Raw genomic sequence first — 26,182 nt, forward strand, 5'->3', positions numbered from 1 at the left:
ATAACCGCCGCTGACGGACTTTCCCCGTCCACCGTCAGGAGGTCATCGTGTCCGCAGACCACCCCGTCGACCCGACCCCGTCCGACGCCCCGTCACCCTCCGCCGGCCGGACCCGGCCCAACCGGGCCGACCAGCCCGTCGACCCCCGGGGTCCCCGCTTCACCGCGTGGATGACCAGCGCCGTGCTCGCCGTGGTGCTGGTCACCGGGAGCTGGCGCCTGCTCGCCGCGCAGGCGGTGATCTTCGCCCTGTGCGCCTTCGTCAGCCTCCGGCTGAACCCGTACGGCCTGCTCTTCCGCAAGGCCGTGCAGCCCCGGCTCCGCCCGACGACGGAGCGCGAGGCGACGCCGCCGCTGCGCTTCGCGCAGGGCGTCGGCTTCGCCTTCGCCCTCGTCGGCGTCGTCGGCTACGCCTCCGGGTTCACCGCGCTCGGGGTCGTGGCCACGTCCGCGGCCCTGGTCGCGGCGCTCCTCAACGCCGCCTTCGGGTTCTGCCTCGGCTGCGAGGCCTACCTCCTGATCCGCCGGCTCGCGCCGGCACACCGCCACCAGACGTCCTGAACCGCGAGTTAGGGAAGAAGGAGCGCTCGATGAGCCGTGAGAACGTCCTGGTCTCGGCCGAGTGGGCCGAGCAGAACCTCGACACGCCAGGGGTGGTGTTCGTCGAGGTGGACGAGGACACCACCGCCTACGACGGTGGCCACATCCCGGGCGCCGTGCGGGTCGACTGGCGGACGGAGCTGCAGGACCCGGTGCGCCGCGACTTCGTCGACCGCGCCGGCTTCGAGAAGCTGCTGTCCGCCAAGGGCATCGCCAACGAGGACACCGTCGTCCTGTACGGCGGCAACAACAACTGGTTCGCCGCCTACGCGTACTGGTACTTCCGCCTGTACGGGCACCAGAGCGTCAAGCTGCTCGACGGCGGCCGCAAGAAGTGGGAGCTCGACGGCCGCCCGCTGACCAGGGACGCCGTCGAGCGCGAGGCGACGACCTACCAGGCCCAGGAGCAGGACGCCTCGATCAGGGCGTTCCGGGACGAGGTCGTCGACGCGATCGGCGCCAAGAACCTGGTCGACGTGCGGTCGCCCGACGAGTTCGCCGGCAAGCTGCTCGCCCCCGCGCACCTGCCGCAGGAGCAGGCGCAGCGGGCGGGGCACATCCCGTCGGCGATCAACGTGCCGTGGAGCAAGGCGGCCAACGAGGACGGCACGTTCAAGAACGACGACGAGCTGCGGACGATCTACGGCGAGGCCGGCCTCGACGGGTCGAAGCCGACCATCGCCTACTGCCGCATCGGCGAGCGCTCCTCGCACACCTGGTTCGTGCTCCACGAGCTGCTGGGCCACGAGGACGTGAAGAACTACGACGGGTCGTGGACCGAGTACGGCTCGCTGGTCGGCGTGCCGATCGAGGTCGGCGCCGGGAAGGAGTCCTGACGTGAGCGGATGCGGTGCCCCGGAGCAGTCGGCCGCGTTGCCGGCCAACGTGGACCCGGGCAAGGAGATCGTGCTGACCGGCAGGGTGCTCGCCGACGGGCAGCCGGTGGGCGGGGCGTTCGTGCGCCTGCTGGACGCGGCGGGCGAGTTCACCGCCGAGGTCGTGTCCTCGCCGGAGGGCGACTTCCGCTTCTTCGCCGCGCCCGGCGCCTGGACCGTGCGGGCGCTGCACCGGTCCGGCCGGGGCGAGACGGCGGTCAGCGCGGACGGCCCCGGCCTGCACACCCTGGAGGTCGCGGTCGCCTGAGGCGGACCCGCGTTCCCGGCGTGACGGGGCCCGGATCACCCGAGGGTGGTCCGGGCCCCCGCGCGTGGCGGGCCGGGTGGTTCGGCGGTGAGCGGAACCTCACTGCCCCGGCCGGCCCCGTCCGCCGTTATCCTCGGCAGGTGCTGCACTGGTTGTTCACCGCCCTGATGGTGCTGGTCGTCGTGCTGACCACGTGGTTCGCCGGCTACGTGGTCTTCCGGCTCTTCGCCGACCAGCGCTGACCCCCAACCCCCAGCGAGATCATGACTGAGACCCCTGGCCAGCCCGTTCCCGGCAGCGGCGACGCCGCGTTGCGCGCCGCCGCCGAGCGTGCCGCCGCCACCCGCGACCGCAACCTGCCCCAGTTCGACGACCTGCCGGTCCCGCCGGACACGGCGAACCTCCGGCAGGGCGCCGACCTGCACGAGCAGTGCCTGTCGCTGCTGCCGCTGGTCGGCGTGTGGCGCGGGGAGGGCGAGATCGTCTACCCGACCATCGACGGCCCGTACCGGTTCGGCCAGCAGGTGACCTTCGCCCACGACGGCCGTCCGTTCCTCTACTACGAGGCGCGGGCCTGGCTGCTGGACGAGAACGGCGCGGTCGTGCGGCAGGCGGCCCGCGAGGTCGGCTGGTGGCGGCCGCAGCCCGACGACACCATCGAGATGCTGCTCGCCCACTCCACGGGCGTCGTGGAGATCTTCTACGGCCGCCCGCGGGGGCAGACGGCCTGGGAGCTGGCCACCGACGCCGTGGTGCGGACCGCGACGGCGCGGGACGTCACCGCGGCGCAGCGCCTGTACGGCATCGTCGAGGGCGGCGACCTGGCCTACGTCGAGGAGCGGGCGATGTCCGGCCAGCCGATGCAGCCGCACGCCTCGGCGCGCCTGCGTCGCGTCGTCGGCTGACACCGGCCTCCGCCGGACCGGCCGACCCACCGGGGTCGTCCACATCGGACACCTCCCGGTTCGCGCCGGCCAGTCCGCGTTGGCCGTCCTGGTGGGCGGGTGCTGACACGGCTGCCACAGCGGCGGTGCCGGCGCGCTCGTCCACTTCGGCCTCGGCGACGAGTGGGAGTTGAGCGTTCCGATCTCGTCCTGTCCGGGGCGCGCGTGAGCGCCGGCGACATGCTGGCGACATGTTGTGACTCGGGACGGCAGGAGAGCTTTCCCACGCTGATGTCGAGCTCGCGCCCGGCCCCAGGCCGCCCGGAGCGGCGTCAGATGTACTCGGCCTCGTACAGATCGGCCAGCACGGCCTGCACCTCGCGGGCCCGCTCGGGGTTGGCCAGCGCCTCGCCGTCCAACGTGTGCACCCGGGTGATCCGGCGGACGCTCGAGGTCAGGAACAACGCGTCCGCGGACCGCAGGTCCTCGACCCGCAACGGCTCGACCTTCGTGGTCCACCCGGCGCGCTCCGCGCCGCGGAACAACGCGCCCTGGGTGGTCCCCGGCAGCACACCGCTGCTCGGCGGCGTGGTCCGCAGGGTGCGCTCGTTCACCACGACCACGGTCGACGTCGGCCCCTCCAGCACGGAGCCGTCGGAGGCGACGAAGACGACCTCGTCCGCGTCGTGCGCCTGGGCGTACCGGACAGCGGCCATGTTCACGGCGTAGGACAACGTCTTGGCGCCCAGCAACAGCCACGGCGCGCGCTCCGCGTGGCCCGGGGCGAAGCCGCGCTCCAGCGTGATCGCCGAGACGCCCTCGGCCCGCTGCCGGCGCACGCCCTCCCCGATCGGCAGCCCCATCGCGTAGGCGGTGGTGGAACCGTCACCGAACTCCGGGCCCCGCGTGTAGACGAGCTTGAGGGCCATCTCCTCGCCCACCGGCCAGGCGTCGATCACCGCGCGGACGCAGCGCCGCCACGCGTCCAGGTCCGGCTCGGGCAGGTCGAGCATGGCCGCCGACCGGGCGAACCGGCCCAGGTGGGGCTCCAACTCGCGCGGCCGGCCGTCGACCACCAGCACCGTCTCGAACACCCCGTCGCCGCGCAACGCACCGAGGTCGTCGGCGCGCAGCAGCGGGGCCTCCGGGTCCAACAGGCTTCCGTCCAGGCCGGCGAGCACGCGCATGAACCCACACTACGACCCGCCGAACGGCCGGCGCAGCCGGCCGCCGACAGCGCTAAGCCGGTGGTGGTGGACGAGCCTACGATCAGGGCGTGGACACCAGCCTGCGGCGCACGCTGCACGAGCGGGGCATGCGGATGACCCCGCAGCGGCAGTTGGTGCTCGACGCGGTGCGCGACCTCGAGCACGCCACACCCGAGCAGATCTGCCAGCACGTCCAGCGGACCGCCCCCACGGTCAACATCACGACGATCTACCGCACACTCGACCTGATGGAGCGACTCGGCCTGGTGCGGCACACCCACCTCGGCCACGGGGCGCCCGTCTACTCGGTCGAGGACCACGAGCACGTGCACCTGGTCTGCCACCGCTGCGGCCACGTGGACGAGGTGCCGTGCGAGACGCTTTCCGGCCTGGTGGAACAACTTCGCCACGACCGGGGGTTCAACCTGGACGCCACCCACGTCGCGCTGCACGGCGTCTGCGCCGGCTGCGTGACCACACCCGACAAGCCCGGAGAACCGACGTGATCTCACCGCTCCTCGCCCGACCCGGCGCGGTCGCGCCGCCAGAGGACTCGCCGGACGCCGGCGTGCCCTGGCACTTCGGCGACCCGCTCGCCGAGCAGCGCTCCGCCGCCCGCTCCGCCGTGGTGGTGGACCGCTCACACCGCACCGTGCTCGCGGTGTCCGGCGAGGAGCGGTTGAGCTGGCTGCACACCCTGCTCACCCAGCACCTCACCCAGCTCCCGGACGGGGCGGGCACCGAGGCGCTGGTGCTCGACGGCAACGGCCGGGTCGACTGCCACCTCGTGCTGGCGCACCTGGACGAGCGGGTCTGGCTGGACGCCGACCACGGCGCCACGACGACCGGGGCGCTGCCGCCCGCCGCCCCGCAGCCGGTGGGCGCCTACCTGGACGCGATGCGGTTCTGGTCCAAGGTCGAGGTCACCGACGAGTCCGCCGACTTCGCGCTGCTGACGGTGCTCGGCCCGAACGCCCCCGAGCTGCTCGCCGCGGCGGGCGCGTCCGCGCCGACCGAGCGGCTCGCCGTGGCACCGGTCGCGGGCGGCGGCTGGGTGCGGCGCATGCCGTGGCCGCGCCCCGCCGGCTACGACCTGCTCGTGCCCAGGGCCGCGCTGGTCGACTGGTGGGAGCGGCTGGAGCACGCCGGCGCCCGCCCCGCGGGGAGCTGGGCGTTCGAGGCGCTGCGCGTGGAGGCGCTGCGGCCGAGGGTCGGGCTCGACACCGACAACCGCACCATCCCGCACGAGGTCGGCTGGATCGGCGGCGCGGTGCACCTGGAGAAGGGCTGCTACCGGGGCCAGGAGACGGTCGCCCGCGTGCACAACCTCGGCAAGCCGCCACGTCGCATGGTGCTGCTGCACCTCGACGGCTCGCCCGAGGTGCTGCCCGAGCCCGGGGACCCGGTCAGCCTGGACGGGAAGGCGGTGGGCCGCGTCGGCACCGCCGTCCTGCACCACGAGCTCGGCCCCATCGCGCTGGCCCTGCTCAAGCGGTCGGCGCCGATCGACGCGCAGTTCGCCGCCGGAGCCGAGGACCGCGTCGTGGCCGCGGCGGTCGACCCCGACTCGGTGCCCACCGACACCGGTGAGCCCCCGGGCCGTCAGGCCATCCGCCGGCTCCACACCTGAGTCGGCCCGAGCCCACGACGACCCGCCCGTGACCCCGTGGTCCGGGCGGGTCGTCGTTTCCGGCGCCGCGCGCGTCCACGCGTCTGTGCGTCCACGCGTCCACGCTCGTCACCGAGTCGCCCGGCCGCCGTGGCCGCGCGGGCCGCTGCGCCGGATGGGGGACATGGGGTGCGGGCGACCTTCGGAGGAGGTCGCCCGGTCGTTGGCTGTGCCAGGATCGGCCACATGGCAGAGACGCCTGGTCGGAGCGAGCCGCGCGGCGCGATGTCGGGGAGACCCGGCGCGCACGGCACGTTGATCACGGTGGCCCCCACCGGGGCCGAGCACGCCAAGGCCGACGTCCCGAACCTGCCCGTCACCCTGGACGAGCTGGTGCGCACCGCGCAGGACTGCGAGCGCGTGGGCGCCGCCATGATCCACGTGCACATCCGCGACGAGAAGGCGCGGCCCACGCTCGACCTGGGCCGGCTGCGGGACACCGTGGCCGCGCTGCGGTCGGAGACCAACCTGGTCGTGCAGCTCTCCACCGGGGGCGCGGTCACCGACCAGGAGGAGGACCGGCTGCGGGTGCTCGACGCCCAGCCCGACTCGGCCTCCTGCACCATGGGCACGGTCAACTTCGGGGACGACGTGTTCCTGAACCGCTGGGCGTTCGTCGTGGAGCTGCACCAGCGGATGCGCGAGCGCGGCATCGTCCCCGAGTACGAGATCTTCGACCTGGGGCAGCTCGCCGCGTTGCGCCGGCTGCTCGACGAGCACGGCCCGCCCGCCGGCGGACACGTGCACGTCGACCTCGTCATGGGGGTTCCCGGCGGCATGCCGGGCGACGCGGAGACGCTGGTCGCCGCGCTGCGCCTGCTGCCGGAGGGCGCCACCTTCTCCGCCACCGGCGTCGGGCGCGCCTCGCTGCCGGTCCTGTTCGCCTCGCTCGCCGCCGGGGGCCACCTCAGGGTGGGCATGGAGGACACGCTGTCCTACGCGCGGGGCGAGCGGGTGCGGGACAACGCCCAGCTGGTGGCCAGGGCCGCCGGGCTGGCCCGCGTCGCGCAGCGCCCCCCGCTGACCCCCGACGAGGTGCGCGCGATCCTCGGCGTCCGGCAGCCCGCCGGCGCCACGTCCTGATCCGGACAGCTCACCACCGAGGAGCGACGAAGTGTTGGCTGCTGGCCGCGGAGTCCCGCAGGATGGACACGTGATCGAGGTCCGTCCCGGCGGGCGGCGGCGCATCGACCGCGTACTCGCCCCGGGCTACACCGAGGGCGTCGAGCGGCGGTCGCTCGGCGACGTGCGGGCACTGCGCGACGAGGCCGCGCAGGAGGAGACCGACCTGTCCTACCTGCGTCGGCTGTTGCACGCCCGGATCGACATCGTGCGGGCCGAACAACGGCGACGGGTCGAGGGCGGCGCCAGCTCCGTGGTGGAGCAGCTCGCCGGCATCCTCGCGGTCAACGCCGTCGGGCCGGCCACCGGCTCCGGCCGGTACCAGACGATGGAACCGTCCCGGGCCGAGGCGCACCGCCGGCACGTGGAGGCCCTGGTCTCCGACGTGGACTTGTCGGACGTCACAGCGCTGTCGGATGGCAAGCTGGAGGACGCGCTGCGCGCCTACACCGCCGAGGAGGAGTCGGTCTCGCAGCGCCGACGCGAGGTCCAGGTGGTGGTCGACCGGCTCAACGCCGAGATCGCCCGCCGGTACCGGGAGGGCCAGGCGTCGGTCGACGAGTTGCTCGCCGCGGAGCGCGCCCCACGCGATTCCGAGGAGGGCTGAGGCAGGGGAGGCCACCATTACCGCGACGCACACGCCGGACTCGGTCGAGCTGGTCGAGCTGGTCCGCAACGGCTTCCGGGAGGGCGTGCACCGCGGGACGGTGGTCCTGCTCGGCCCCGACGGCGAGGTCCGGCAGGCGCTCGGCGCGCCGGAGCGGCCGATGTTCCCCCGGTCGTCCAACAAGCCCTTCCAGGGGCTGGCGATGCTGCGGTGCGGCCTGGACCTGCCCGACGACGCCGACCTCGCCCTGGGCTGCGCCTCGCACAGCGGCGAGCCGGAGCACGTCGAGCGCGCGCTGGCGATCCTGCGCAAGCACGGGCTGGACGAGGACGCGCTGGGCTGCCCGCCCGACCTGCCCGGACACGAGCCGAGCCGAACCGAGCTGCTGGCCCGCGGCGGTGGACCCCGGCGCGCGGCGATGAACTGCTCCGGCAAGCACGCCGCCATGCTCGCCACCTGCGTGCAGCGCGGCTGGTCCACCGAGGACTACCTGGACCCGGCGCACCCGCTCCAGGTCGCGGTCCGCGAGACCGTGGAGGAGCTGACGGGCGAGCCCGTCGCCGCGACCGCCGTCGACGGCTGCGGCGCCCCGCTGTTCGCCTTCTCGCTCACCGGCCTCGCACGCGCGTTCGCGGCCCTGGTGGCGGCGGAGCCGGGCAGCCAGGAGCGACGGATCGCCGACGCCATGCGCGCGCACCCGTACCTGGTCGCCGGCACCGACCGGGAGGACACCCGGCTGATGCGGGCCGTGCCCGGCCTGCTGTCGAAGGCCGGCGCCGAGGGCGTGCACGCCGTGGCCCTGCCCGGGGTGGGCGCGGTGGCCGTGAAGATCACCGACGGCGCCGCGCGCGCCCGGCTGCCGGTCACCGTGGGCGCGCTGCGCGCGCTCGGCGTGCCGACGTCGCCGGAGCTGGCCGCCCTGGCCGAGGAGACCGTCCTGGGCGGCGGCCAGCCGGTGGGCACCGTCCGCCTGCTGCCCGGCGTTCTCGGCTGATCCCGACCCTGCCCTCCCGCGGCCTGGAAAATTCCCTTCAGGTCGTGCGGGAGCGCTGGGTAGCGTCCGTCCGTGTCGAACGGGCCGGGTCCTCGCCGACGCTGGCTCGTGCTGGCCGTCGGAGCCGCGGCACAGGGTGTGAACGCCGTCGGGTTCCTCGGGTTGCCCGTGCTCACGCCCCAGCTCCGCGACCACTTCCGACTGGACCTGCCGGCGGTCGGCCTGCTGCTCGGGGCCGTCAGCCTGGGCACGGTGCTCGCGCTCGTGCCGTGGGGAGTCGCGACCGACCGGTTCGGAGAACGTCCGGTGATGTTGGTCGGCCTGCTCGGCTCGGCTGCCTGTCTCGGCGGGGCCGCGCTGGCCACCGACGTCGTCGTGGTCGGCGCGGCCCTGCTCGGGCTCGGCCTGTTCGGGGCCAGCGTCAACGCCGCCAGCGGCCGGGCCGTCATGACCTGGTTCGCCGACGGTCGACGCGGGTTGGCCATGGGGGTCCGCCAGACCGCGACGCCGCTGGGCGCCGCGCTGGCCGCCGTGTCGCTGCCGACCCTGGCCGCGCGGTCCGGCGTGCCGGCGGCGTTCGCGGCGCTGGGCGGTCTGACCACGGTCGTGGCGCTCGCGGTGGCGCTGTGGGTTCGGGAACCGCCCGGCGCGGTGCGCGCGCCCCGGCGGAGGAGGGTCGCGAGGGTCGGGGGCGGCGACCAAGTGCTGCGCTCACCCCGGCTGTGGCGGCTGGCCCTGGGCAGCGGGTTGCTCGTGGTTCCCCAGTTCACGGCGTCCGCGCTGCTGGTCGAGTTCCTGCACGACCACCACGGGCTCTCCGCCGGCTCGGCGGCGGTGGTGTTGGGCGTCGCCCAGGTGCTCGGCGGCGCCGGGCGGCTCGGCACGGGGCTGTGGTCGGACGCGTCGGGGAGCCGGCTGGGGCCGCTGCGGGTGCTGTCGGCCCTCGTCGCCGCCGGGTTCCTCGCGGGCGCCCTCGTGGACAGCGCGCCGGTGGGGCTGGTGGTGGCCACGCTGGTGCCCACGGCGGCGCTGGCGTTGTGCTGGAACGCGCTCGCCTACACGGCCGCCGGGGAAATGGCGCCGAGCGGGCGCAGCGGCACCGCTCTGGGGCTCCAGAACAGCGCCAACTTCGCGAGCGCCGCTCTCACGCCGGCAGCGGCGGGTTGGGTCGCCACGCACGTGTCCTGGCCGGCGGCGCTCCTGCTGGCCGCCGGCAGCGCCGCGGCGGCCCGTCTGGTCCTGCACGGCCTGCGCGAGGGCAGTGGTTGAGGTGCCGGGTGCGCCGCTTCAGGCTCCAGCTGGTCCTGCGCTGGCGAGAGCCCCGGCGCCGAGCTCCACGCGCGGAACACCAACTTCACTCGAAGGCGTAGATCAGGGCTGAGTCGCGCGACCCAGGGCTTGGCCAGGGGGTCCCCCCTTTTTCAGCGTCTCGGGGAGGTCTGACAGTTCGGGGTAGCTCGGACACCCTCGGGTGGGTGAAAGCGGCGAGGTGCGCGCACTGAGCGACGACCAGCGGGGCGCGGGGACGACCGGACCGAGCCACACCTTTGGGTGAATTCGCAGCCTGGCACCACCGCTGTGAACAGCGCCGACGGACCACTCCTCTGGAGACAGCCCCCACCCGCCCTGGGGGGCGAGCCCTGCTCCAGCCTATCCGCCCAGCACGGAGCGTCAAAGTTCTTCACACTCCGCTGTGGATAACTCGGGCACCTGTGGACAACTCGGGGTCAGGGCAGGATCACCGCAGGTCAGCGGTAGACCAATCCCGGAAAGCAGCGCGGGGCGGTCCACATCGGGAGCTCGAAGCAGGGCACAGCACCGGGGAAGGTGACACCCGACGGGACGCACCACCGGAGCGTCAGCCGCCCGAAAGCCGACCGCGCGAGACACCAGCGCGTGCCCAGCTAGTTGAAGCGCTCCCGTTCCGCCACGTCGGCCCAGAAGTCCCGGAGCCGCTCGTACAGCTCCGCGACCTCGTCGACATCCCCCGCCTCAAGGGCGTCCACCGCCGCGTGCACGTCGTGGGCCGACGTGTCGGCGAGCAGCTGGGCGTCGTCGAGGAGCTGGACGAGGCCGCCGTAGTCCAGCTCGACGGCCGAGTGCGGGTGGAAGTGCTCCAGCCAGCGCCCGGTGTCCCGCAGCACCTTGGCCGGGCCGTCCTCGCCGATCGCCTTCCGCACCACGCCGTAGGCCCGGCTGACCCGCCGGCGCGCGTCCGCCATCGCCATCCGCCAGCAGACCCGTCGGCGCGGGTCGTCCTGCGGGGCGAGCACGACCTGCCGGGAGTCCGGGTCGACCAGCGCGAACCAGGGCAGTGGCACGGTCCAGGTGGAGGAGACCACGTGGACGGCGCCCGAGGTCAGCTCGGACATCACGGCGGAGGCGCGGGCGCGGACCGCGTCGGCCGAGACCGGCAGCACGAACTCGCGCAGCGGGACCGGGGCGGTGGCCAGGAAGCCCACCAGGGCCGCCGCGGAGCGCGGCCGGACGTCGAGGGGGCACACGAGCGGACCCGGCCCCACCTCGGCCGGGTCCTCGGCCTCGCCGCCGGTCTCGTCGACCTCGTCGCCGCCAGTGGGCACCTCCGCCGGGTCGAGCACGAGGACGTCCACCGGCGCGTTGGGCGCGGGGCTGCCGTCGGCGAGCTCGCCCGGCAGCAGTCTGGGCGGGACGGCGAGCTGTGCTCTCAGCCACAGCTCGCGTTCCCGGTCTCCGGCGTCGGCGGGGTCCAGGTTCCTGGTCCGCAACGCCTCTTCCACCCGTTGCCGCAACGGAGCGTCAATCACGGGCAACGGTTCGTACACCCTCAGGTAGGCGACGAACGGACGCGGCACCCGGGCATACTCGCACGAGCCGAGGAACGGGGGCAGGCGCGGTGCCCTACGGGACGCTTCGATCAGGTCAGGGACCTTGGGCGGCAAGCCCGGGCCTCCCGCTCGCGCGGTCGGCGCGACGGACGACGGTGGGGAGCCGAAGCGTTCCCGACCAGGGGTCAACCGCCGCGCGAGGGCGTTCCGGCATCCTGTGGGGCCTCTCGCTCTGGGCCGTTCGCCCAGGCAGGAGGGGCCACTCGCACCCGGACCCGGCCGCCCGCCGGTGGGGCGGAAGCGACGCGTGTGGGCTCGCGGGAAAAGGGACAATCGTCACTCGGGGGCGTCCCCAACGGGACATCACGCCCCTCCGGGCGGTGCCGCGTCGCGTCAAACCCCGTCGGCACGGTACGGTAGTTACCAGGAGAAGTTGTCGAGACCGAACGGGGCCGCCGTTTCCCCCGGCCGCCCCGTCCCTGTGCGAGGGGGTCGAGCCATGGGGCGCGGCCGTGCGAAGGCCAAGCAGACGAAGGTGGCCCGAGAGCTCAAGTACAGCTCCCCCGCCACGGACTTCGAGGCCCTGCAGCGGGAGCTGTCGGGTGGCAAGTCCTTTGGCGACAAGCAGGACGACGACCGTGAGGACCCGTACGACGACGGGTACGACGACTGGCGCCGTTGACCCCGCTGCTCTCCTCGTCGACCTGACGGTCGGCACGGAGCGACAGTCGGTCTCGGCACGTCGTCCTGCCTTCCCGGGTTCGTTCCTCCCCCGGCCTCCGGCCGGGTTGGCACGCGCCCGGGTGGGGCAAGGATCGCGATAGCCACTCGGGCGGAAGCCACCTGCCCGGGACGACACGTCAGCGCGCTGGGTGCGGCTGGGCCTGGAACAACCGCGTCCAGCGCGCTGAACGGCACTTGAGAGTTCGGGACGGTGTTCGGAGCTCGGACGTCCGGGGTTGCCCGGGCGACGAGGACCCGGGAACGGCCCGGCACCGCTGGCGACAGCGGCGCCGGGCCGTTCTCCACCTCCGGGCCGGCGGTCGCCGCCGGTCACGCCCGCCCGACGTACCTCCGTTGGCGTCGCTTGCCGTCCCGGTGCCCGGCGTGCCCGGACAGGTGCTCGGGAACGCCCACCTCCCACCACGCACCCGTCTCCGTCCAGGACGACGGGTGGGTGCGGACCACGACCACCGCCGGCCGGCGCTCGGCCACCGCCACCTCGCGGGCCTTGCGGTAGGCCGCCGGCAGCTCCGCGAGATCCCCCACCGACAGGACGGAACAGCCGAGGGCCGTCGCGTGCCCGGCGAAGTCGACCCGGGGGCGGCGGCCTTCCTCGTGCTCCGAGCGGCAGTCGTCGTACATGTTGTTGAACGCCCCGCCGCCCTGCGAGGTCTGGAGTCGGGCGATGACCGCGTAGCCGTCGTTGTCGCAGACCACGGCCACGAAGCCGTGCCCGGCGAACGCCGCCGAGTACAGCTCGGAGTTGAGCATCAGGTAGGAGCCGTCGCCGAGCAGCGTGGTGACGACGCCCCCGGGGTGGGTGCGCCCCCGGGCCATCGCCGCGCCCCAGGCGCCGGACAGCTCGTAGCCCATGCACGAGAAGCCGTACTCGACGTCCATCGTGGCCGGGCCGGTCGCGCGCCACCCGCCGACCAGCTCGCCGGGCAGGCCCCCGGAGGCGGTCATGACGTAGTCGTCCGGCCCGGACAGCTCGTTGACCACGCCCACGACCTGCGCGTAGGTCGGCGGACGGCCGGGCGTCGGCTCGCGCAGGCGGTCGAGGTGCGCGTCCCACACGGCCCGCTCGGCCGCCGCGCCGGCCGTCCAGTCCGGGTCCGCCCGGTGGTCGCCGAGCGCCGGGCCGAGCTCCCGCAGGCCCTCCGCGGCGTCGCCGACGACCGCGAGCGCGCCGTGCTTGACCGCGTCGAACCGGGCCGCGTTGAGGGTGACCAGGCGCGCCTCGGGGTGGAACACGGTCCACGACGCGGTGGTGAAGTCCTGGAGCCGGGTGCCCACGGCGAGCACCAGGTCGGCCCGCGCGGCGAGCGCGTTGGCCGAGCGGGAGCCGGTGATGCCGAGCGGGCCGGCGTGCAGCGGGTGGTCGTGCGGGACCAGGGTGCGCCCGGCGGTGGTCTCGGTGACCGGGATGCCGTGCGCCTCGGCGAACTCCAACGCCTCCCGACCGGCTCCGGAGTAGCGGACGCCGCCGCCGAGCACGAGCAGCGGCCGACGGGCGGAGCGCAGCGCGGCGGCCGCGTCGGCGATCTCGCGGCGGTCGGGACGGGGTCGGGGGACCCGGTGCACGACCTCGCGGAACAGCTCGGTGGGGAAGTCACCCGTCTCGACCTGCACGTCCTGCGGCAACGCCAGCACGACCGGGCCGCAGTCGGCCGGGTCGGTGAGGACCCTGGCGACCTGGGGCAGGGTGGCGAGGAGCTGCTCGGGGCGGGTGATGCGGTCGAGGTACCGGCTGACCGCGCGGAACGCGTCGTTGGCGGTGGCTGTCGGGTCGTCGAAGTGCTCGACCTGCTGGAGCACCGGGTCGGGCGCCCGGCTGACGAAGGTGTCGCCGGGCAGCAGCAGGACCGGGAGGCGGTTGGCGTGCGCGACGCCCGCCGCGGTGACCATGTTCAACGCGCCGGGGCCGACGGAGGACGTGGCGACGCCGACCTGGCGGCGGTGCGTCGCCCTGGCCTGCGCCACGGCGGCCAGCGCCATGCCCTGCTCGGTGTGCCCCCGCCAGGTCGGCAGCTCGTCCCGATGCTCGTGGAGCGCGGTGCCCAGGCCGAGCACGTTGCCGTGCCCGAAGATCGCGAACACGCCGGGGAACAGCGGGGCCTCGCCGCCGTCGAACAGTTCGGTGCGCTGAGCGGCCATCCACCGGACGAGGGCCTGCGCGGTGGTGAGGCGAACTTCGCTCATGGCCGGCCTTCCCGGACGCGCCCGGCTGCGGAGGTGACCGGGCAGCGGGGGTCGGGGGGAACGCTCGCCCAGGTGTCGCGGACCCAGCCGTGGGCGGGGTCGTCGCAGAACGCCATCGAGCGTTCCGCGCCCGGCCCGGCCAGCACGTTCAGGTAGTACAGGGGGTAGCCGGGGGCCGCGACGCACGGGCCGTGGTAGCCGCGCGGGATGAGGAAGACGTCGCCGTCGCGCACCACGACGTCCTCGTCGATGACGCCGTCGTCGGTGTAGGTGCGGTGCAGGCCGAACCCCTCACGATCGGGTGTCACGCCGTCGCGTCCGGCCACCCGGAAGTAGTAGATCTCCTCGTTGGCCACCGGGCACGGCTCGCTGTCGTCGTGCTTGTGCGGCGGGTAGGAGGACCAGTTGCCGTCGGGCGTGATCAGCTCACAGGCGTTGAGCTTGTCCGCGTGCTCCCACACCCCAGGCACGCCGAAGTTGGTCACCTGCCGGGTGGCGTTCCCGGCGCCCCTGACCTCGACCGGCACGTCCTCGGCCGGCCCGTATCCGGGGCGCAGCCGCCGGCCGCACCGGGCCATGGGCAGCGCGAGCTCGCAGCCCCCGGCGCTGGTCAGCACCACCTCGGCGTCCCGGGGCACGTAGGCGAAGTCGGTGACCCTGGTGAACACCGACTCCCGACCGGCGAGCTCGAACCGCTCGCCGTCGACCTCGACGACGCACCCCCCGGCCAGCGGCAGCACGAACGCCTCGAACTCCCCGGTGCGGACGGTGCGGGACGCGCCCGCCACCAACCGCAGCACGCGCAGCCCGGTCCACGTCCACCCCGCGTCGTCCGGGGCGAGCAGGACCGGGTCGTCGCCGTCGGCGAGGCTGCCGTGCGGTCGGTGCAGTTTGCTGTCGGTCACGCGGGGACCTCCTCGGAACGGGCGGAGCGGAGCACCTGGGCCGCGGCCTCGACGGCGGCCGCCACGTCGCCGTGCGGCGGGTAGAGCAGCGCCCGGCCGACGACGAGCCCCCGCGCCGCGGGGTGGCGCAGCGCGGCGCCCCACGAGGCGAGGTCGGCGGCCGGGTCGGGCGAGGGAACGCCGCCGAGCAGGATCACCGGCAGCGTGGTGGCGCCCAGGACGGTGTCCGGCGCGCTCGGCGCCGGCAGCTTCAACCAGGTGTGGGCCGAGGTGCGCCCGAGGCCGCCGGCCACGGCGACGGCGCGGGCCAGCGACGTCGGGTCGCGCCGCAGGACCAGCCGGCCGGCCCCGTCCCGGGCGTGGGGCAGGGGTTCGACCATCGCCATGAGGCCGCGGTCGGCCAGCTCGGACACCGCGTGCGCGCAGGACTGGAGCGTGGGCACCGTGCCGGGGTCCTCGTCCACCAGCCGGAGCAGCATCTTGCCGCCGTCGAGCCGGCAGGCGGCGATGGCGTCGGCGTCGTAGCCGGTGAACCGGTCGTCGACCTCCCAGTCCGCGCCGGCCAGGCCACCCCGGTTCATCGAGCCGATCACGACCCGGTCGTCCAGCGCGCCGAGCAGGAGCAGCTCCTCCACGACGTCCGGGGCGCCGAGCACGCCGTCGACGGCGGGGTTGGCCAGCGCGACCAGCAGCCGCGCGAGCAGGGACCGGCGGTCGGCCATGGCCGTGGGGTCGTCGCCGACGCCGAGCGCGCCGCGGGCCGGGTGGTCGGCGGCGACCAGGAAGAGCGTGCCGCCGGCGGAGAGCAGCCGTTCTCGGCGACGGCGGGCGGCGTAGGCCCTGGCGACCGCGCCGGGGTTGGTGGCCCTGGTCTCCAGCAGTTCGGCCCAGTCGGCGTCGCTGATGGCGGGCGTCACGAGAGGAACTCCTCGATCTCGTCGAGCGTGGGCATGGCGTCGGCGCAGGCCAGCCGGCCCGCCACGAGGGCGCCGGCGGCGTTGGCGTACCGGGCGACGCGGACGGGGCCCCAGCCGGAGAGCAGGCCGTGGGCCAACGCCCCGCCGAAGGCGTCCCCGGCACCCAGTCCGCAGACCACGTCCACCGGTCTGGGCGGAACCGTCCACACGCCGTCCCGGGTGGCGACCAGGACGCCGTCGCCGCCCTTCTTCACCACCGCCAGCTCGACGCCCCGGTCCAGCAGACGGCGCGCCGCCTCCTCCGGGTCCGCGACGCCGACCGCGACCTCCACCTCGGTCCGGTTGCCGACGGCCACCGTGACGTGGTCGAGCATCCAGCCGATCTCCCGGCGGGCGGTGGCCACGTCGGGCCAGAACACCGGCCGGTAGTCCAGGTCGAGCACGGTGTGCGCGCGGCGCCCGCGGTGGCGCAGGATCTCGCGCTGCGTCGCCCGCGCCGGCTCGGCGGACACCCCCGTTCCGGTGACCCACAGCAGGGGGACGTCCCGCACCACGTCCCAGGGCACGTCCTCGGGCCGGACCGTGAGGTCGGGCGCGGTGGGCAGCCGGTAGAACACCAGCGGCGGGTCGGCCGGCGGGTCCAGCGCGCAGAACACCACCGGGGTGAGCAGGCCGGGCTCGGTGCCCACGTGGCTCGGGTCGACCCCGAAGCCGCGCAGCGCCTCCCGCACGTACTCGCCGAAGCCGTCCGGGCCGACCTTGGTCAACACCGCGCCCCGCCGACCGAGCCGCGCGGCCGCCACCGCCACATTGGTGGCGGTGCCGCCGAGCGACTTGGCGAAGGTGCGCACCCCGGCCAGCGGGACCCCGCTCTGCTCGGGGTAGAGGTCCACACCGACCCTGCCGACGGTCAGCACCTCCAGGTTCACGACATCCACGCCTTCCTGGCTCGTCCGTTCCGTTCCCGTGTTCTTCGTGCTCCCCGCGTTCCCCTGTTCTCCGTGTTCTCCGTGGACCTGGCACTCCGGGCTCGGCCCGTCCGCGCCCCGGGGCGAACCTCGGTGCGACCACTCGCCGACCTGGCGGTAACGCTCACCGTTCTCACCCGTCCGAGGCCCTCGCGGAGCGCCGAAACTGTCGGTCCTCTGCGGGACTCTTAGAAAAGGGGGTCCCCCTAGAACCAGGCCCTGGGGTCGCGTGACCAGAACTCTGGGGTGACACGACGGAGGGTGGTCGCGGTGACTCCGCGCGCCGCCGGCCCGACGCCACTTCCCGGCTCGGCACCTCCCGGTCGTCATCTCCGCGGTTGTCAGTTGTGTCCACGTCAGATGCGCGCACCGCTGGCGCGCCTCATCCGCCGCTCTCCGGAGGGTGGGCCGGGCGGTGCCGCACCGCGGAGCGGTTGGACGCCATCGCCCCTCCCTGTCCCCTGCTCAGCCCAACCCGGCGAGGAGCTCGCGCAGACACGCGAGGCTGCGCGCGGTGTCGCGGCGCGGCCGGGCGGCCTCCTCGGCCCCGTCGCCGGACAGCGCCGTGTCCTGCTCCAGCACGTACCAACCCTGGTAGTCGGCGGCCGTCAGGGACGCGACGATCGCGGCGACGTCGACGTCGCCGTCCCCCAGCGGGGTGTAGATCCCCTGGCCGACCGCCTCGGTGTAGGTCAGCTCCCCGGCCCGGACCCGCTCGGCGACGGCGGCCCGCACGTCCTTGAGGTGGACGTGGCCGACGCGGTGCGCCCAGCGGGAGGCGACCGCGGCCGGGTCGCCCCCACCGATCAGCAGGTGGCCGGTGTCCAGGCAGATCGACAGGTCCGAGTCGGAGAGGAAGCGCTCGGTCTCCGCGCCGGTCTCCACGTGGGTGCCGACGTGCGGGTGCAGCGCGGTCGTCAGACCGTGCCGCGCCGCCGCCTCCCGCACCGCCGCCGCCGTGGCGACCAGGGTCCGCCACTGCCCGTCGGTCAGCCGGGGCCGCTCGTCGTAACCGTCCAGCCCGGTCGACGCGGCCAGCACCAGCACCTCGGCGCCCCCGGCCGCCAGCACCCGGGCGACGCGGTCGGCCTCGGCCAGGCTTTCCTCGACCCGGTCGGCCTCGTGCAGCACGACGGGGAGGAACCCGCCGACCAGGCCCAACCCGTGCCGGGACAACACGGCGCGCAGCCGCTCCGGGTCGCTGGGCAGGTAGTCGGGCGGGCCCAGCTCGGTCGCGGTGAGCCCCAGCCCGGCCATCTCGGCGAGCACGGTCTCCGGGTCGAGGACGTGCCCCCACCCCGGCACCTCGCACACGCCCCAGGAGATCGGCGCCCCGGCCACTCTCGGCGTCGTCGCCATCACGCCACCCCCACCGGCTGCTGCCGCCCGACGCGGACCGGGAGCCCGCTGCGTCGGGACTCCTCACACGCCTCGGCCAACCGCAGGCTGACCAGGCTCTCCCTGGCGGGCGACGGGTTGGCCGCACGGCCCGCGACGACGTCCAGGAACACCGCCAGCTCGTTGCGGTAGGCGCGGTGGAACCGCTCGGGGAAGCCCGGGTAGGCGTCGCCGACCCGGGGTCCGCCCGGTTCCAGCGAGGTGAGGGGCGTGCGGTCGTCCAGGCCGACGACCAGGGTGTCCCTGCTGCCGAAGACCTCCGTCCGGCAGTCGTAACCGAGCGGGTCGTGCCGCCCGGCGGTGAGCAGACCGTGCGCCCCGCCGGCGAAGCGCAGCACGGCCACCGCGTTGTCCACGTCGCCGACCTCGGCGAACGCCTCGTCCACGAGCACGGAGCCGGACGCGTAGACCTCGACGACGGGTTCGCCGACCAGCCACGGCACCGCGTCGAGGTCGTGGATCAGGCAGTCCCGGAACAGGCCCCCGGAGGTCGCGACGAACTCCAACGCGGGCGGGGTGGCGTCGACGCACACGGCCCGCACCAGGTACACCCGGCCGACCTCGCCGGCGCGCAGCCGGCGGTGCAACTCCACCACCGCCGGGTCGAACCGCCGCTGGAAGCCGACCAGCACCTCCACCCCGGCCCGGTCGATCTCGTCGACCAGCCCCCGCATCGTGTCCAGGTCGTCGGCGAGCGGCTTCTCGCACAACGTCGGCACCCCGGCGGCCACGGCTCGCCGCAGCATCTCCGGGTGCGTCGGGGTGGGCGCCGCCAGCAGCACGCCGTCGCTGGCGGCGAGCAGGCCGTCGAGGTCGGCGACGGGCCGCGCCCGACCCCCGAGCCCGGCCGCCACCACCTCGGCCCTGCCGGGGACCGGGTCGAACAGCAGCACCTCGTCGAGCTGGTCCAGCGCGGCCAGGTTGGCGGCGTGCATGGCGCCGATCCGACCGACCCCCGCGACTCCGATCCGCATCCGCTGCGTCTCCGTCCTGGTGGGAGGGCGCTTCTGTTGGAGCTCTGTTAGAGCGCTCTACTGATGAGAGCGCGCTAATGCTGTAGCCTGCGTCACAGCAGTGTCAAGGGTCACATCGGGGAGAACCCAGAAGTAGGCCGAAGGAACTGGTCGGGAGCCGGGGCGGGGAGGAAGCGGTGGGTCGTCCCACCATGGAGGACGTCGCCCGACGCGCGGGCGTCTCGCGGGCACTGGTCTCACTGGTGATGCGCGGCTCGCCCAAGGTCAGCGAGCGACGACGCGCCGCGGTGCTGCGCGCCGCCCAGGAGCTGGGCTACTCCCCGCACGCCATGGCCCGCTCACTGGCCAGCCGCACCTCGACCGTGCTCGGCGTGATGGTCTCCGACCTGCACAACCCGTTCTTCGCCGAGGTCGTCGACGGCCTGGACGAGGTGGCCAGGAACCAGGGCTTCGACCTCATCATCAGCACCGGCAGCCGAAGCCCCGCGCGGGAGCGACGGGCGCTCGGCAGCCTGCTGTCCTTCCGCCCGGCGGGGGTGGCGCTGCTCGGCACCGTCGTGTCGGCGGCGGACATCGCGACGGCGGCGCAACAACAGCCCGTCGTGCTGGTGGCCCGCTCCTCCCGACTGTCCACAGTGGACACTGTCAACGACGACGGCGAGGCCGGCTCCGAGGTGGCCGTGGACCACCTGGTCTCGCTGGGCCACAAGAGAATCGCGCACCTGGACGGCGGAAGCGGCTCGCAGGCCGCGCTGCGCCGACGGGGATACGACAGGGCGATGCGGCGACACGGACTGGACCCCGTGGTCGTGCGCAGCGAGTACACCGACGTCGCCGGCGCGAGGGCGGTCCGCGAACTGCTCGCCGACAGTGAGGACGACCTGCCCACGGCACTGGTCGCGGCCAACGACTACAACGCCGTCGGCGCGCTGGCCGCGTTGGCGGAGGCCGGCCTGCGGGTGCCTGAGGACGTCTCGCTCGTCGGCTACGACAACACCTCGCTGGCCGGCCTCCGCCACCTCTCACTGACCACTGTGGACCAACCGCGGAGCGAGATGGGCCGGCTCGCGGGGGAGGCGTTGCTGCAACGCGTCCGCGGCGAACGCGCCGAGCCGGTGCGGCACCTTCTGCACCCATCGCTGGTCGTCCGCGGCACCACCGCGCCCCGGTAGCGTCCCACCGCCGTGTCGGCCGGGCTTCAGCTTTGTCGACGAGCGGTGCATGGCGGACCCGGTCACAGGTGGGCCCATTGGCGCCTGCCGCTCATCAGGGGCCGAGTTGCATCCTTTGTGGACAGTGAGATGCGGGAGAGAGCGGGTCTGGTCGTGGACGGTGGGGATTTCGCCCCATACCGGGTGGTTCCTGGCTCAGGCCAACCCTGTTCGACCACGTCTCACCGAGCATGAGAACTACCGGGAGAAGACCCTCGGTCCGGCGCTCGATTCTCCAGCGGAATGAAGATCGGCACCACCCGGTGGTTCCGTCCCCACGGAGTGGACCTCGCCGTACCCACGCCCGCCCAGCACTGAAGACCGCGACATCCCTCGGCGAAACCCGGATCGCAAACCCGGAAACGGCGGGGGCGGCGGTCCACTGTGGACCGCCGCCCCCGCCGTTTCAGATCAGAAGCGGGGGTGGTCGCCCCGCAGCACCGCGCGCGGCACGTCGCCGTCGACCTCGGCGTCCGTACCCTCCAGCGTGCTGCTCTTGCACACCTCACCGACCACCCACGCCGGCACGTGCCGGGCGGTGAGGACGGCCAGCGCGCGGTCGACGTCCTCGGCCGCGACGACCGCGACCATCCCGACGCCCATGTTGAACGTGCGCTCCATCTCGTCCCGCTCGACGCGGCCCCGCTGCGCGACCACCGCGAACACCGGCGCCGGCGTCCAGGTGCCCCGGTCCAGCACCGCGGTCAGGCCCTTGGGGATGACCCGGCCGAGGTTGCCGGCGAGACCGCCGCCGGTGACGTGCGCGAACGTCCGCACCTCGGTCTCGGCCGCCAGCGCCAGGCAGTCCTTGGCGTAGATGCGGGTCGGCTCCAGCAGCTCCTCGCCGAGCGTGCGGCCGAACTCCTCGACCTGGCCGGACAACGGCATCCGCGCGATGTCCAGCAGCACGTGCCTGGCCAGCGAGTAGCCGTTGGAGTGCAGGCCCGAGGAGGCCATCGCGATCACGACATCACCCGGGCGCACCCGCTCCGGGCCGAGCACCTCGGCGGCCTCGACCACGCCGACGCCGGTGGCCGACAGGTCGTACTCGCCCTGCGCCATCAGGCCGGGGTGCTCCGCGGTCTCGCCGCCGAGCAGCGCGCAGCCGGCCTGCTGGCAGCCGGTCGCCACGCCCTTCACCAGGTCGGCGATCCGCTCCGGCACCACCTTGCCCACGGCGATGTAGTCCTGCAGGAACAGCGGCTCGGCCCCGCACACCACCAGGTCGTCCACGACCATGGCGACGAGGTCGATGCCCACGGTGTCGTGCTTGTCCAGCGCCTGCGCCACGGCGATCTTGGTGCCGACGCCGTCGGTGGAGGAGGCCAGCACCGGCTCCTTCCACCGGTCCAGCCGGAGGCGGAACAGACCGGCGAAGCCGCCGATGCCGCCCATGACCTCGGGCCGGGTCGCCTTCTCCGCCCACGGGCGGAGCCGCTCCACCGCCTCGTCACCGGCGGCGATGTCGACGCCGGCCGCCGCGTAGGTGGCCTTCGGGCTCTCGATCTGGGTGGTCACGACTGGTGCTCCATCTACGTGCGGTCGAGGTCTGCGGTGAGGGGACGGCGGCCGGCGCCCGGTGGGTTGCCCGGCGCGGTCACGGCCGCCGCACGGCGTCCTCCGCGCCGTAGCCGTTGGGCAGGACGGGCTCGGCCTGGCCGGACACGCCCCGCTCGATGCCCTCCAACAGGAACTTGCCGATCCGGGCGTCGTCGGGCAGCGCGATCGGGTAGTCGCCGTCGAAGCAGGCCGCGCACAACCGGCTGCGGGGCTGCTCGGTGGCGGCCACCAGGCCGTCCAACGACACGTAGCCCAGCGAGTCGGCGCCGATCGAGCGGCGGATGCCGTCCACGTCGAGCCCGTTGGCCACCAGCTCCGCGCGGGAGGCGAAGTCGATGCCGTAGAAGCACGGCCAGCGCACCGGCGGCGAGGCGATGCGCACGTGCACCTCCAGCGCGCCCGCCTCGCGCAGCATCCGCACCAGCGCGCGCTGCGTGTTGCCGCGGACGATCGAGTCGTCCACGACGACCAGCCGCTTGCCGCGGATGACGTCGCGCAGCGGGTTCAGCTTCAGCCGGATGCCGAGCTGGCGGATGGTCTGGCTCGGCTGGATGAAGGTCCGGCCCACGTAGGCGTTCTTGACCAGGCCCTGGCCGTACGGGATGCCCGAGGCCTGCGCGTAGCCGATGGCGGCCGGCGTGCCCGACTCCGGCACCGGGATCACCAGGTCGGCCTCGACCGGGTGCTCCGCGGCCAGCCGGCGGCCGATCTCCACGCGCGCCGCGTGCACGGACCGGCCGGAGATCGTCGTGTCCGGGCGGGCCAGGTACACGTACTCGAAGATGCAGCCCTTCGGCTCGGGCGTCGCGAAGCGCGAGCTGCGCAGCCCGTCCTCGTCGATGGCGATCAGCTCGCCGGGCTCGACCTCGCGGACGAAGCTCGCGCCCACGATGTCCAGGGCGGCGGTCTCGCTCGCCACGACCCAGCCCCGCTCCAGCCGGCCCAGGCACAGCGGGCGCACGCCCTGCGGGTCCCGCGCCGCGTACAGCGTCGACTCGTCGCAGAAGACCAGCGAGAACGCGCCGCGCAGGGTGGGCAGCAGCTCCATGGCCGCCTGCTCCAGGCCCGTGTCGGCCGCGCCGGCGGCGAGCAGGCCGCACACCAGGTCGGAGTCCGAGCTGGCCGACGCGCCCGCGCTACTGGCCGGCAGCGCGTTCATCTCGCGCGCCCTGGCCAGCAGGTCGGCGGTGTTCACCAGGTTGCCGTTGTGGCCGAGCGCCAGCCCGCTGCCCGCCGCGGTCGTGCGGAAGGTGGGCTGGGCATTCTCCCAGGTGGTGGAGCCGGTGGTGGAGTACCGGTTGTGCCCGACGGCGACGTGGCCGCGCAGGGACGACAGCACCTGCTCGTCGAACACCTGACTGACCAGGCCGAGCTCCTTGAACACCACCACCTGCGAGCCGTCGGCGACGGCGATGCCGGCCGCCTCCTGCCCTCGGTGCTGGAGCGCGTAGAGACCGTAGAAGGTGAGCTTGGCCACCTCCTCGCCAGGGGCCCACACACCGAAGACGCCGCACTCCTCGCGGGGGATGTCCCGGTCGAGGTTGGGCGGTTCTGGATCGCTCAGGAGCGCGGGGTAGAAGGGTCCGGATTCCGGAGTGGAAGGGTCGGTGACCACCGAAAACTCCCTCGCGACGGCAGCCGACTGCACCCAAGTGTAAGTCGAACGGGTTCACCACCAGCCCTCCCCGGGGGTGGCGGCGGTCCCATTACGCCGTTACAAAACCCGGCCACGCCCGTTCGGCTCCCCCCGCCACCTCCGACAACCCCTCGCCGAGACCACTTTCCGGTAACACCCCGAACCAAAACCGCAAACGCTTGCGCCGGCAGCGCCCACCACCCGTGCGCCCGCACCGCTTCTCCCAACTCATTCGCAGGGGGGCTCCCCCCCCCCCCCCCCCCCCCCCCCCCCCCCCCCCCCCCCGTTGTTGGTCTCGCCCCGCCCCTTTGGACATGTGTCAGCCCCGGTTGCCGCGCTCCGCGGTCGCGCGCACGGCGGTGGCCGGTCGCCGTGCTGTCGATGCCGGTCTGGCACGCGCAGATGGTGGTGGGCTCACGTTGACGTGTCCTGGCATCCCGGTGTCCCGGGCACACGGGCGCCAGAGGGGTCAACGCGGTGGGGAGAAGAGGCCGCCGGGCGGTGGCCGAGGCGCTCCGTGGTGGCCTTGCTCGTCCCTGACGGTCGTCCGCGTCGGGTGGTCCTGGTTCATGGTGTTCCTCCCGGGTGTCGGTCAGGCCGCCGCGCCGCGGGCGCGGAAGGCGCGGGTGATCTCGTCGAGCAGGCGGCGCGGGTCGCGGAGGTCCTCGGCCCTGGCACGGACCGTCACCCAGCCCCGGCTGGCGAGCCAGGCGTCCCTGGCCGCGTCGGCCGCCACCCAGTTCTCGTGCGCCGCGCGGCCGTCGTACTCCAGCGCGATCCGCAGCTCGGGCCAGGCGAGGTCGAGCCGGCAGGCGGCCTGGCCGTCCAGGTCGGGCACCTCGTGCTGCGGCACCGGCACCGGGAGGCCCGCGTCGACGACCGTGAGCAGCAGGGCGCTCTCCTGCGGCGACTCGGCCAGCCCGGTCCCGAGGTCGAGCAGCAGTTCCGCCCGCGCGACCCCGCGCCGATCGACCTGGCGTGCCAGCCGCCCGCCGACGGTGGCGCGGAACCGCGCCCGGTACGGCGACGCCAGGCCGGCCAGCGCCTGGTCGAGGCAGGCGAGGGCGGTGGCGTCGCCGTCCCGGCGGAGCAGCTCCGCGATGACCTGGTCGAGCACGAAGACCCGCAGGCCGGCCAGTTCGACGACGTCCTCCTCGCAGACCTGACCCTGGCGCATGCGCAGCCCGGGCCGGCGGCGGAGGTAGCGCGTGTAGGGCACCGTGACGTGGACCCGCTGGCCGTCCGCCGCCGTGCAGCCGTGGGCGAGCGCGGCGGTCGGTCCGGACAACACGGCGCCCTCGCCGGCGAACCAGAGGGCGGCGGAGGCCCGGGTGAGCGGGTCGAGTACCCGGTCCGGCGGAATGAGCACCCCCGTCCACAACTCCCGCAGCCGCCCCACCCGCACCGCGGCCCGAAGACCCCGCTCACCGAGGGCCGCGATCGCCTGTTCTCGCGTACACGCTCCATGTCTCGCTCCCGGTATCTCCAGCATGCGTCGACCATGCCGCCGCGCGGGAACGACGCCAACCGGGAACCTCCGGCCTGTGGAGGAATTCGGGTGACTGTGGATAACTCCGCGGAAAACCTGTCACGACCGCCGATCGCGCCGACCCAGTGTCACCCGTGGAGCATTCCGAACCCGCCGGTGAGGCCGGGTGCCAGGCGTTTTCCGTCGTCCTGGCAATTGCCAGAAGTCAGTCATTCGGGGCTCCGCTCCCGCGAACACGGGAGAAGCGGACTACTCGGCGCGTCGGCTCAACGAAGACGCAGCGCCGCCAGGATGGCGGGATCGCCCTCGCCATTCAGCGGAACCCGACCCCACAGCGCGAGGTAGAGGTGCGACGCGCGACCACTCGCCCGGGCGTCCGTCGCCACGGTGGCCCCCGGCTTGACCTGTCGCACCTCGGGCACCTCGCCGGGGACGAACCGGACCCGCCAGGTCTCGTCGCCGTCGTCGCAGACGACCAGCGCGGTGCCGCTGACGGCGAGGGGGCTGTCCACGGCCTGCTTGGCCGCGAGCAGCGTGCCCAGCGCCTCGTCCACGCCGTCGAGCGCGAGATCCCTGGACAGCGGGGCGGACGAGCGGGAGGCGCTGTGCGCGTCCCACCGCCGCAGGGCCATCTCGTGCGCGACCCGGCGGTGCCAGAACCAGGCCAACCGGGGGGCCGCGGGCGAGAACGTCCACACCGGGCGGTTGCCCGGCGTCGACCCGAGCACCTCGCGGACGTCGGCGACCTGTTCGTCGAGGAATCCGACCGGATCGGGAACCGTCGTGAGCGGATCCGGTCTCATCGGCTCCTGACTTCCGCTCCGAACGTGCGCACTCACTGTTTGCAGGAATCGCCCGACGTGCATCGTGAGCTGACCGAACGTCCACGGCGGGCAGGACGGCACCATCGTCTCCGGGTCCACCTCCCGGACCACGTCCCGAAACATCCGACTCTGCTCGTCGAACGCACTCAGCCACCGCTGCACGCCCAACACCGTTCGCACATCCCCCTCCTCGGTCAGACGGAGACACATCGTGCCGCGCATGATGCGAACTCCGCACCGAAAATGGTGAAGCTGGCCCGGAAACTCCACACGTTCGGCCCTGTGCGAGGTGTGCCAATCGGCGGCAATCGGTGATCTGTCCGCCATGGCGCATGCCGTGTC

24 protein-coding genes are annotated in these 26,182 nt (G+C 74.0%); 12 read left to right on the forward strand and 12 right to left on the reverse strand.

The annotated features are described in order from the left end of the window. Positions 1–47: 47 nt before the first annotated feature. From BUE43_RS01625 to BUE43_RS01640, 4 genes are all read left to right on the forward strand, one after another. Positions 48–560 carry a DUF4395 domain-containing protein gene (locus BUE43_RS01625; RefSeq protein WP_083959229.1) on the forward strand — a complete coding sequence of 171 codons (513 nt, stop codon included), beginning with the start codon at positions 48–50 and terminating at the stop codon, positions 558–560. A 29-nt stretch (positions 561–589) separates the two neighbouring features. Then, the gene (locus BUE43_RS01630; RefSeq protein WP_073479516.1) at positions 590–1,435 is read left to right on the forward strand and encodes a sulfurtransferase; all 846 of its coding nucleotides are present in this window, start codon (positions 590–592) and stop codon (positions 1,433–1,435) included. 1 nt (position 1,436) lies between these two features. After that, complete coding sequence (locus BUE43_RS01635; protein WP_073479517.1) at positions 1,437–1,742, forward strand: DUF1416 domain-containing protein; 306 nt, start codon at positions 1,437–1,439, stop codon at positions 1,740–1,742. A gap of 263 nt (positions 1,743–2,005) precedes the next feature. Beyond that, positions 2,006–2,647, forward strand: coding sequence for a heme-binding beta-barrel domain-containing protein (locus BUE43_RS01640; protein ID WP_073479518.1), 642 nt, complete (start codon positions 2,006–2,008; stop codon positions 2,645–2,647). Positions 2,648–2,958: 311 nt separating this feature from the next. Here the strand turns inward: BUE43_RS01640 and BUE43_RS01645 are convergent, their stop codons facing one another. Beyond that, positions 2,959–3,813 carry an aminodeoxychorismate lyase gene (locus BUE43_RS01645; protein WP_073479519.1) on the reverse strand — a complete coding sequence of 285 codons (855 nt, stop codon included), beginning with the start codon at positions 3,811–3,813 and terminating at the stop codon, positions 2,959–2,961. Positions 3,814–3,941: 128 nt separating this feature from the next. Here BUE43_RS01645 and BUE43_RS01650 point away from each other — a divergent pair, with 128 nt between their 5' ends. The 6 genes from BUE43_RS01650 (at position 3,942) to BUE43_RS01675 (ending at position 9,495) form a co-directional block, all read left to right on the forward strand. Beyond that, complete coding sequence (locus BUE43_RS01650; RefSeq protein ID WP_073480180.1) at positions 3,942–4,340, forward strand: Fur family transcriptional regulator; 399 nt, start codon at positions 3,942–3,944, stop codon at positions 4,338–4,340. Continuing rightward, positions 4,337–5,464 carry a CAF17-like 4Fe-4S cluster assembly/insertion protein YgfZ gene (ygfZ, locus tag BUE43_RS01655; protein ID WP_073479520.1) on the forward strand — a complete coding sequence of 376 codons (1,128 nt, stop codon included), beginning with the start codon at positions 4,337–4,339 and terminating at the stop codon, positions 5,462–5,464. Before BUE43_RS01650 ends, ygfZ begins: the two co-directional genes overlap by 4 nt. A 225-nt stretch (positions 5,465–5,689) precedes the next feature. Continuing rightward, the gene (locus tag BUE43_RS01660) at positions 5,690–6,586 is read left to right on the forward strand and encodes a beta-keto acid cleavage family enzyme (RefSeq protein ID WP_234995478.1); all 897 of its coding nucleotides are present in this window, start codon (positions 5,690–5,692) and stop codon (positions 6,584–6,586) included. Positions 6,587–6,656: 70 nt separating this feature from the next. Then, the gene (locus tag BUE43_RS01665; protein ID WP_073479522.1) at positions 6,657–7,232 is read left to right on the forward strand and encodes an RsiG family protein; all 576 of its coding nucleotides are present in this window, start codon (positions 6,657–6,659) and stop codon (positions 7,230–7,232) included. Positions 7,233–7,281: 49 nt separating this feature from the next. Then, positions 7,282–8,226, forward strand: coding sequence for an asparaginase (locus BUE43_RS01670; protein WP_268844408.1), 945 nt, complete (start codon positions 7,282–7,284; stop codon positions 8,224–8,226). A 72-nt stretch (positions 8,227–8,298) separates the two neighbouring features. Continuing rightward, entirely contained in the window at positions 8,299–9,495 is a 1,197-nt protein-coding gene (locus tag BUE43_RS01675; RefSeq protein WP_073479523.1) for an MFS transporter, read from the forward strand. A 635-nt stretch (positions 9,496–10,130) separates the two neighbouring features. Here BUE43_RS01675 and BUE43_RS01680 read toward each other — a convergent pair. Then, positions 10,131–11,060: a DUF8083 family protein gene (locus BUE43_RS01680; RefSeq protein ID WP_073479524.1), complete on the reverse strand. Its 930-nt coding sequence runs from the start codon at positions 11,058–11,060 to the stop codon at positions 10,131–10,133. 472 nt (positions 11,061–11,532) lie between these two features. Between BUE43_RS01680 and BUE43_RS01685 the strand changes: the two genes are divergently transcribed. Next, entirely contained in the window at positions 11,533–11,715 is a 183-nt protein-coding gene (locus tag BUE43_RS01685) for a DUF3073 domain-containing protein (RefSeq protein ID WP_073479525.1), read from the forward strand. Between the two features lie 371 nt (positions 11,716–12,086). On the opposite strand, the gene iolD is transcribed toward BUE43_RS01685, so the two are convergent. The 6 genes from iolD to BUE43_RS01715 form a co-directional block, all read right to left on the reverse strand. Continuing rightward, positions 12,087–13,958 carry a 3D-(3,5/4)-trihydroxycyclohexane-1,2-dione acylhydrolase (decyclizing) gene (iolD, locus tag BUE43_RS01690; protein ID WP_073479526.1) on the reverse strand — a complete coding sequence of 624 codons (1,872 nt, stop codon included), beginning with the start codon at positions 13,956–13,958 and terminating at the stop codon, positions 12,087–12,089. Then, the gene (iolB, locus tag BUE43_RS01695; RefSeq protein WP_073479527.1) at positions 13,955–14,863 is read right to left on the reverse strand and encodes a 5-deoxy-glucuronate isomerase; all 909 of its coding nucleotides are present in this window, start codon (positions 14,861–14,863) and stop codon (positions 13,955–13,957) included. Before iolB ends, iolD begins: the two co-directional genes overlap by 4 nt. After that, entirely contained in the window at positions 14,860–15,780 is a 921-nt protein-coding gene (locus BUE43_RS01700; protein WP_073479528.1) for a Cgl0159 family (beta/alpha)8-fold protein, read from the reverse strand. Before BUE43_RS01700 ends, iolB begins: the two co-directional genes overlap by 4 nt. Further along, on the reverse strand, positions 15,777–16,709 hold the full coding sequence (gene iolC, locus BUE43_RS01705) for a 5-dehydro-2-deoxygluconokinase (RefSeq protein ID WP_073480182.1): 933 nt from the start codon (positions 16,707–16,709) through the stop codon (positions 15,777–15,779). Before iolC ends, BUE43_RS01700 begins: the two co-directional genes overlap by 4 nt. A 504-nt stretch (positions 16,710–17,213) precedes the next feature. Beyond that, on the reverse strand, positions 17,214–18,107 hold the full coding sequence (locus tag BUE43_RS01710; RefSeq protein WP_073479529.1) for a TIM barrel protein: 894 nt from the start codon (positions 18,105–18,107) through the stop codon (positions 17,214–17,216). Beyond that, entirely contained in the window at positions 18,107–19,120 is a 1,014-nt protein-coding gene (locus BUE43_RS01715) for a Gfo/Idh/MocA family protein (RefSeq protein ID WP_073479530.1), read from the reverse strand. Before BUE43_RS01715 ends, BUE43_RS01710 begins: the two co-directional genes overlap by 1 nt. 176 nt (positions 19,121–19,296) lie before the next feature. On the opposite strand from BUE43_RS01715, the gene BUE43_RS01720 reads away from it, so the two are divergent. Next, positions 19,297–20,292, forward strand: a complete 996-nt coding sequence (locus tag BUE43_RS01720) for a LacI family DNA-binding transcriptional regulator (RefSeq protein ID WP_073479531.1) — start codon at positions 19,297–19,299, stop codon at positions 20,290–20,292. A 450-nt stretch (positions 20,293–20,742) separates the two neighbouring features. Here BUE43_RS01720 and purM read toward each other — a convergent pair whose 3' ends face one another. From purM to BUE43_RS01740, 4 genes are all read right to left on the reverse strand, one after another. After that, on the reverse strand, positions 20,743–21,849 hold the full coding sequence (gene purM / locus BUE43_RS01725) for a phosphoribosylformylglycinamidine cyclo-ligase (protein ID WP_234995480.1): 1,107 nt from the start codon (positions 21,847–21,849) through the stop codon (positions 20,743–20,745). A 79-nt stretch (positions 21,850–21,928) separates the two neighbouring features. Continuing rightward, entirely contained in the window at positions 21,929–23,455 is a 1,527-nt protein-coding gene (gene purF, locus BUE43_RS01730) for an amidophosphoribosyltransferase (protein WP_073480184.1), read from the reverse strand. Between the two features lie 664 nt (positions 23,456–24,119). Next, entirely contained in the window at positions 24,120–25,019 is a 900-nt protein-coding gene (locus BUE43_RS01735) for a DUF559 domain-containing protein (protein WP_073479532.1), read from the reverse strand. Between the two features lie 263 nt (positions 25,020–25,282). After that, complete coding sequence (locus BUE43_RS01740) at positions 25,283–26,167, reverse strand: DinB family protein (protein WP_327083414.1); 885 nt, start codon at positions 26,165–26,167, stop codon at positions 25,283–25,285. Between the last annotated feature and the right edge of the window lie 15 nt (positions 26,168–26,182).

Origin of the sequence: Streptoalloteichus hindustanus, from assembly GCF_900129375.1 — a bacterium.
Taxonomy (GTDB): domain Bacteria; phylum Actinomycetota; class Actinomycetes; order Mycobacteriales; family Pseudonocardiaceae; genus Streptoalloteichus; species Streptoalloteichus hindustanus.

Coding starts and splice junctions, on each gene's coding strand:
- BUE43_RS01645 (WP_073479519.1), bottom strand. CDS start 3,813: ATGCGCGTGCTCGCCGGCCTGGACGGAAGCCTGTTGGACCCGGAGGCC.
- iolD (WP_073479526.1), bottom strand. CDS start 13,958: ATGAGCGAAGTTCGCCTCACCACCGCGCAGGCCCTCGTCCGGTGGATG.
- BUE43_RS01640 (WP_073479518.1), top strand. CDS start 2,006: ATGACTGAGACCCCTGGCCAGCCCGTTCCCGGCAGCGGCGACGCCGCG.
- BUE43_RS01660 (WP_234995478.1), top strand. CDS start 5,690: ATGGCAGAGACGCCTGGTCGGAGCGAGCCGCGCGGCGCGATGTCGGGG.
- BUE43_RS01710 (WP_073479529.1), bottom strand. CDS start 18,107: ATGGCGACGACGCCGAGAGTGGCCGGGGCGCCGATCTCCTGGGGCGTG.
- BUE43_RS01715 (WP_073479530.1), bottom strand. CDS start 19,120: ATGCGGATCGGAGTCGCGGGGGTCGGTCGGATCGGCGCCATGCACGCC.
- BUE43_RS01650 (WP_073480180.1), top strand. CDS start 3,942: ATGCGGATGACCCCGCAGCGGCAGTTGGTGCTCGACGCGGTGCGCGAC.
- BUE43_RS01630 (WP_073479516.1), top strand. CDS start 590: ATGAGCCGTGAGAACGTCCTGGTCTCGGCCGAGTGGGCCGAGCAGAAC.
- BUE43_RS01740 (WP_327083414.1), bottom strand. CDS start 26,167: ATGGCGGACAGATCACCGATTGCCGCCGATTGGCACACCTCGCACAGG.
- BUE43_RS01735 (WP_073479532.1), bottom strand. CDS start 25,019: ATGCTGGAGATACCGGGAGCGAGACATGGAGCGTGTACGCGAGAACAG.
- BUE43_RS01685 (WP_073479525.1), top strand. CDS start 11,533: ATGGGGCGCGGCCGTGCGAAGGCCAAGCAGACGAAGGTGGCCCGAGAG.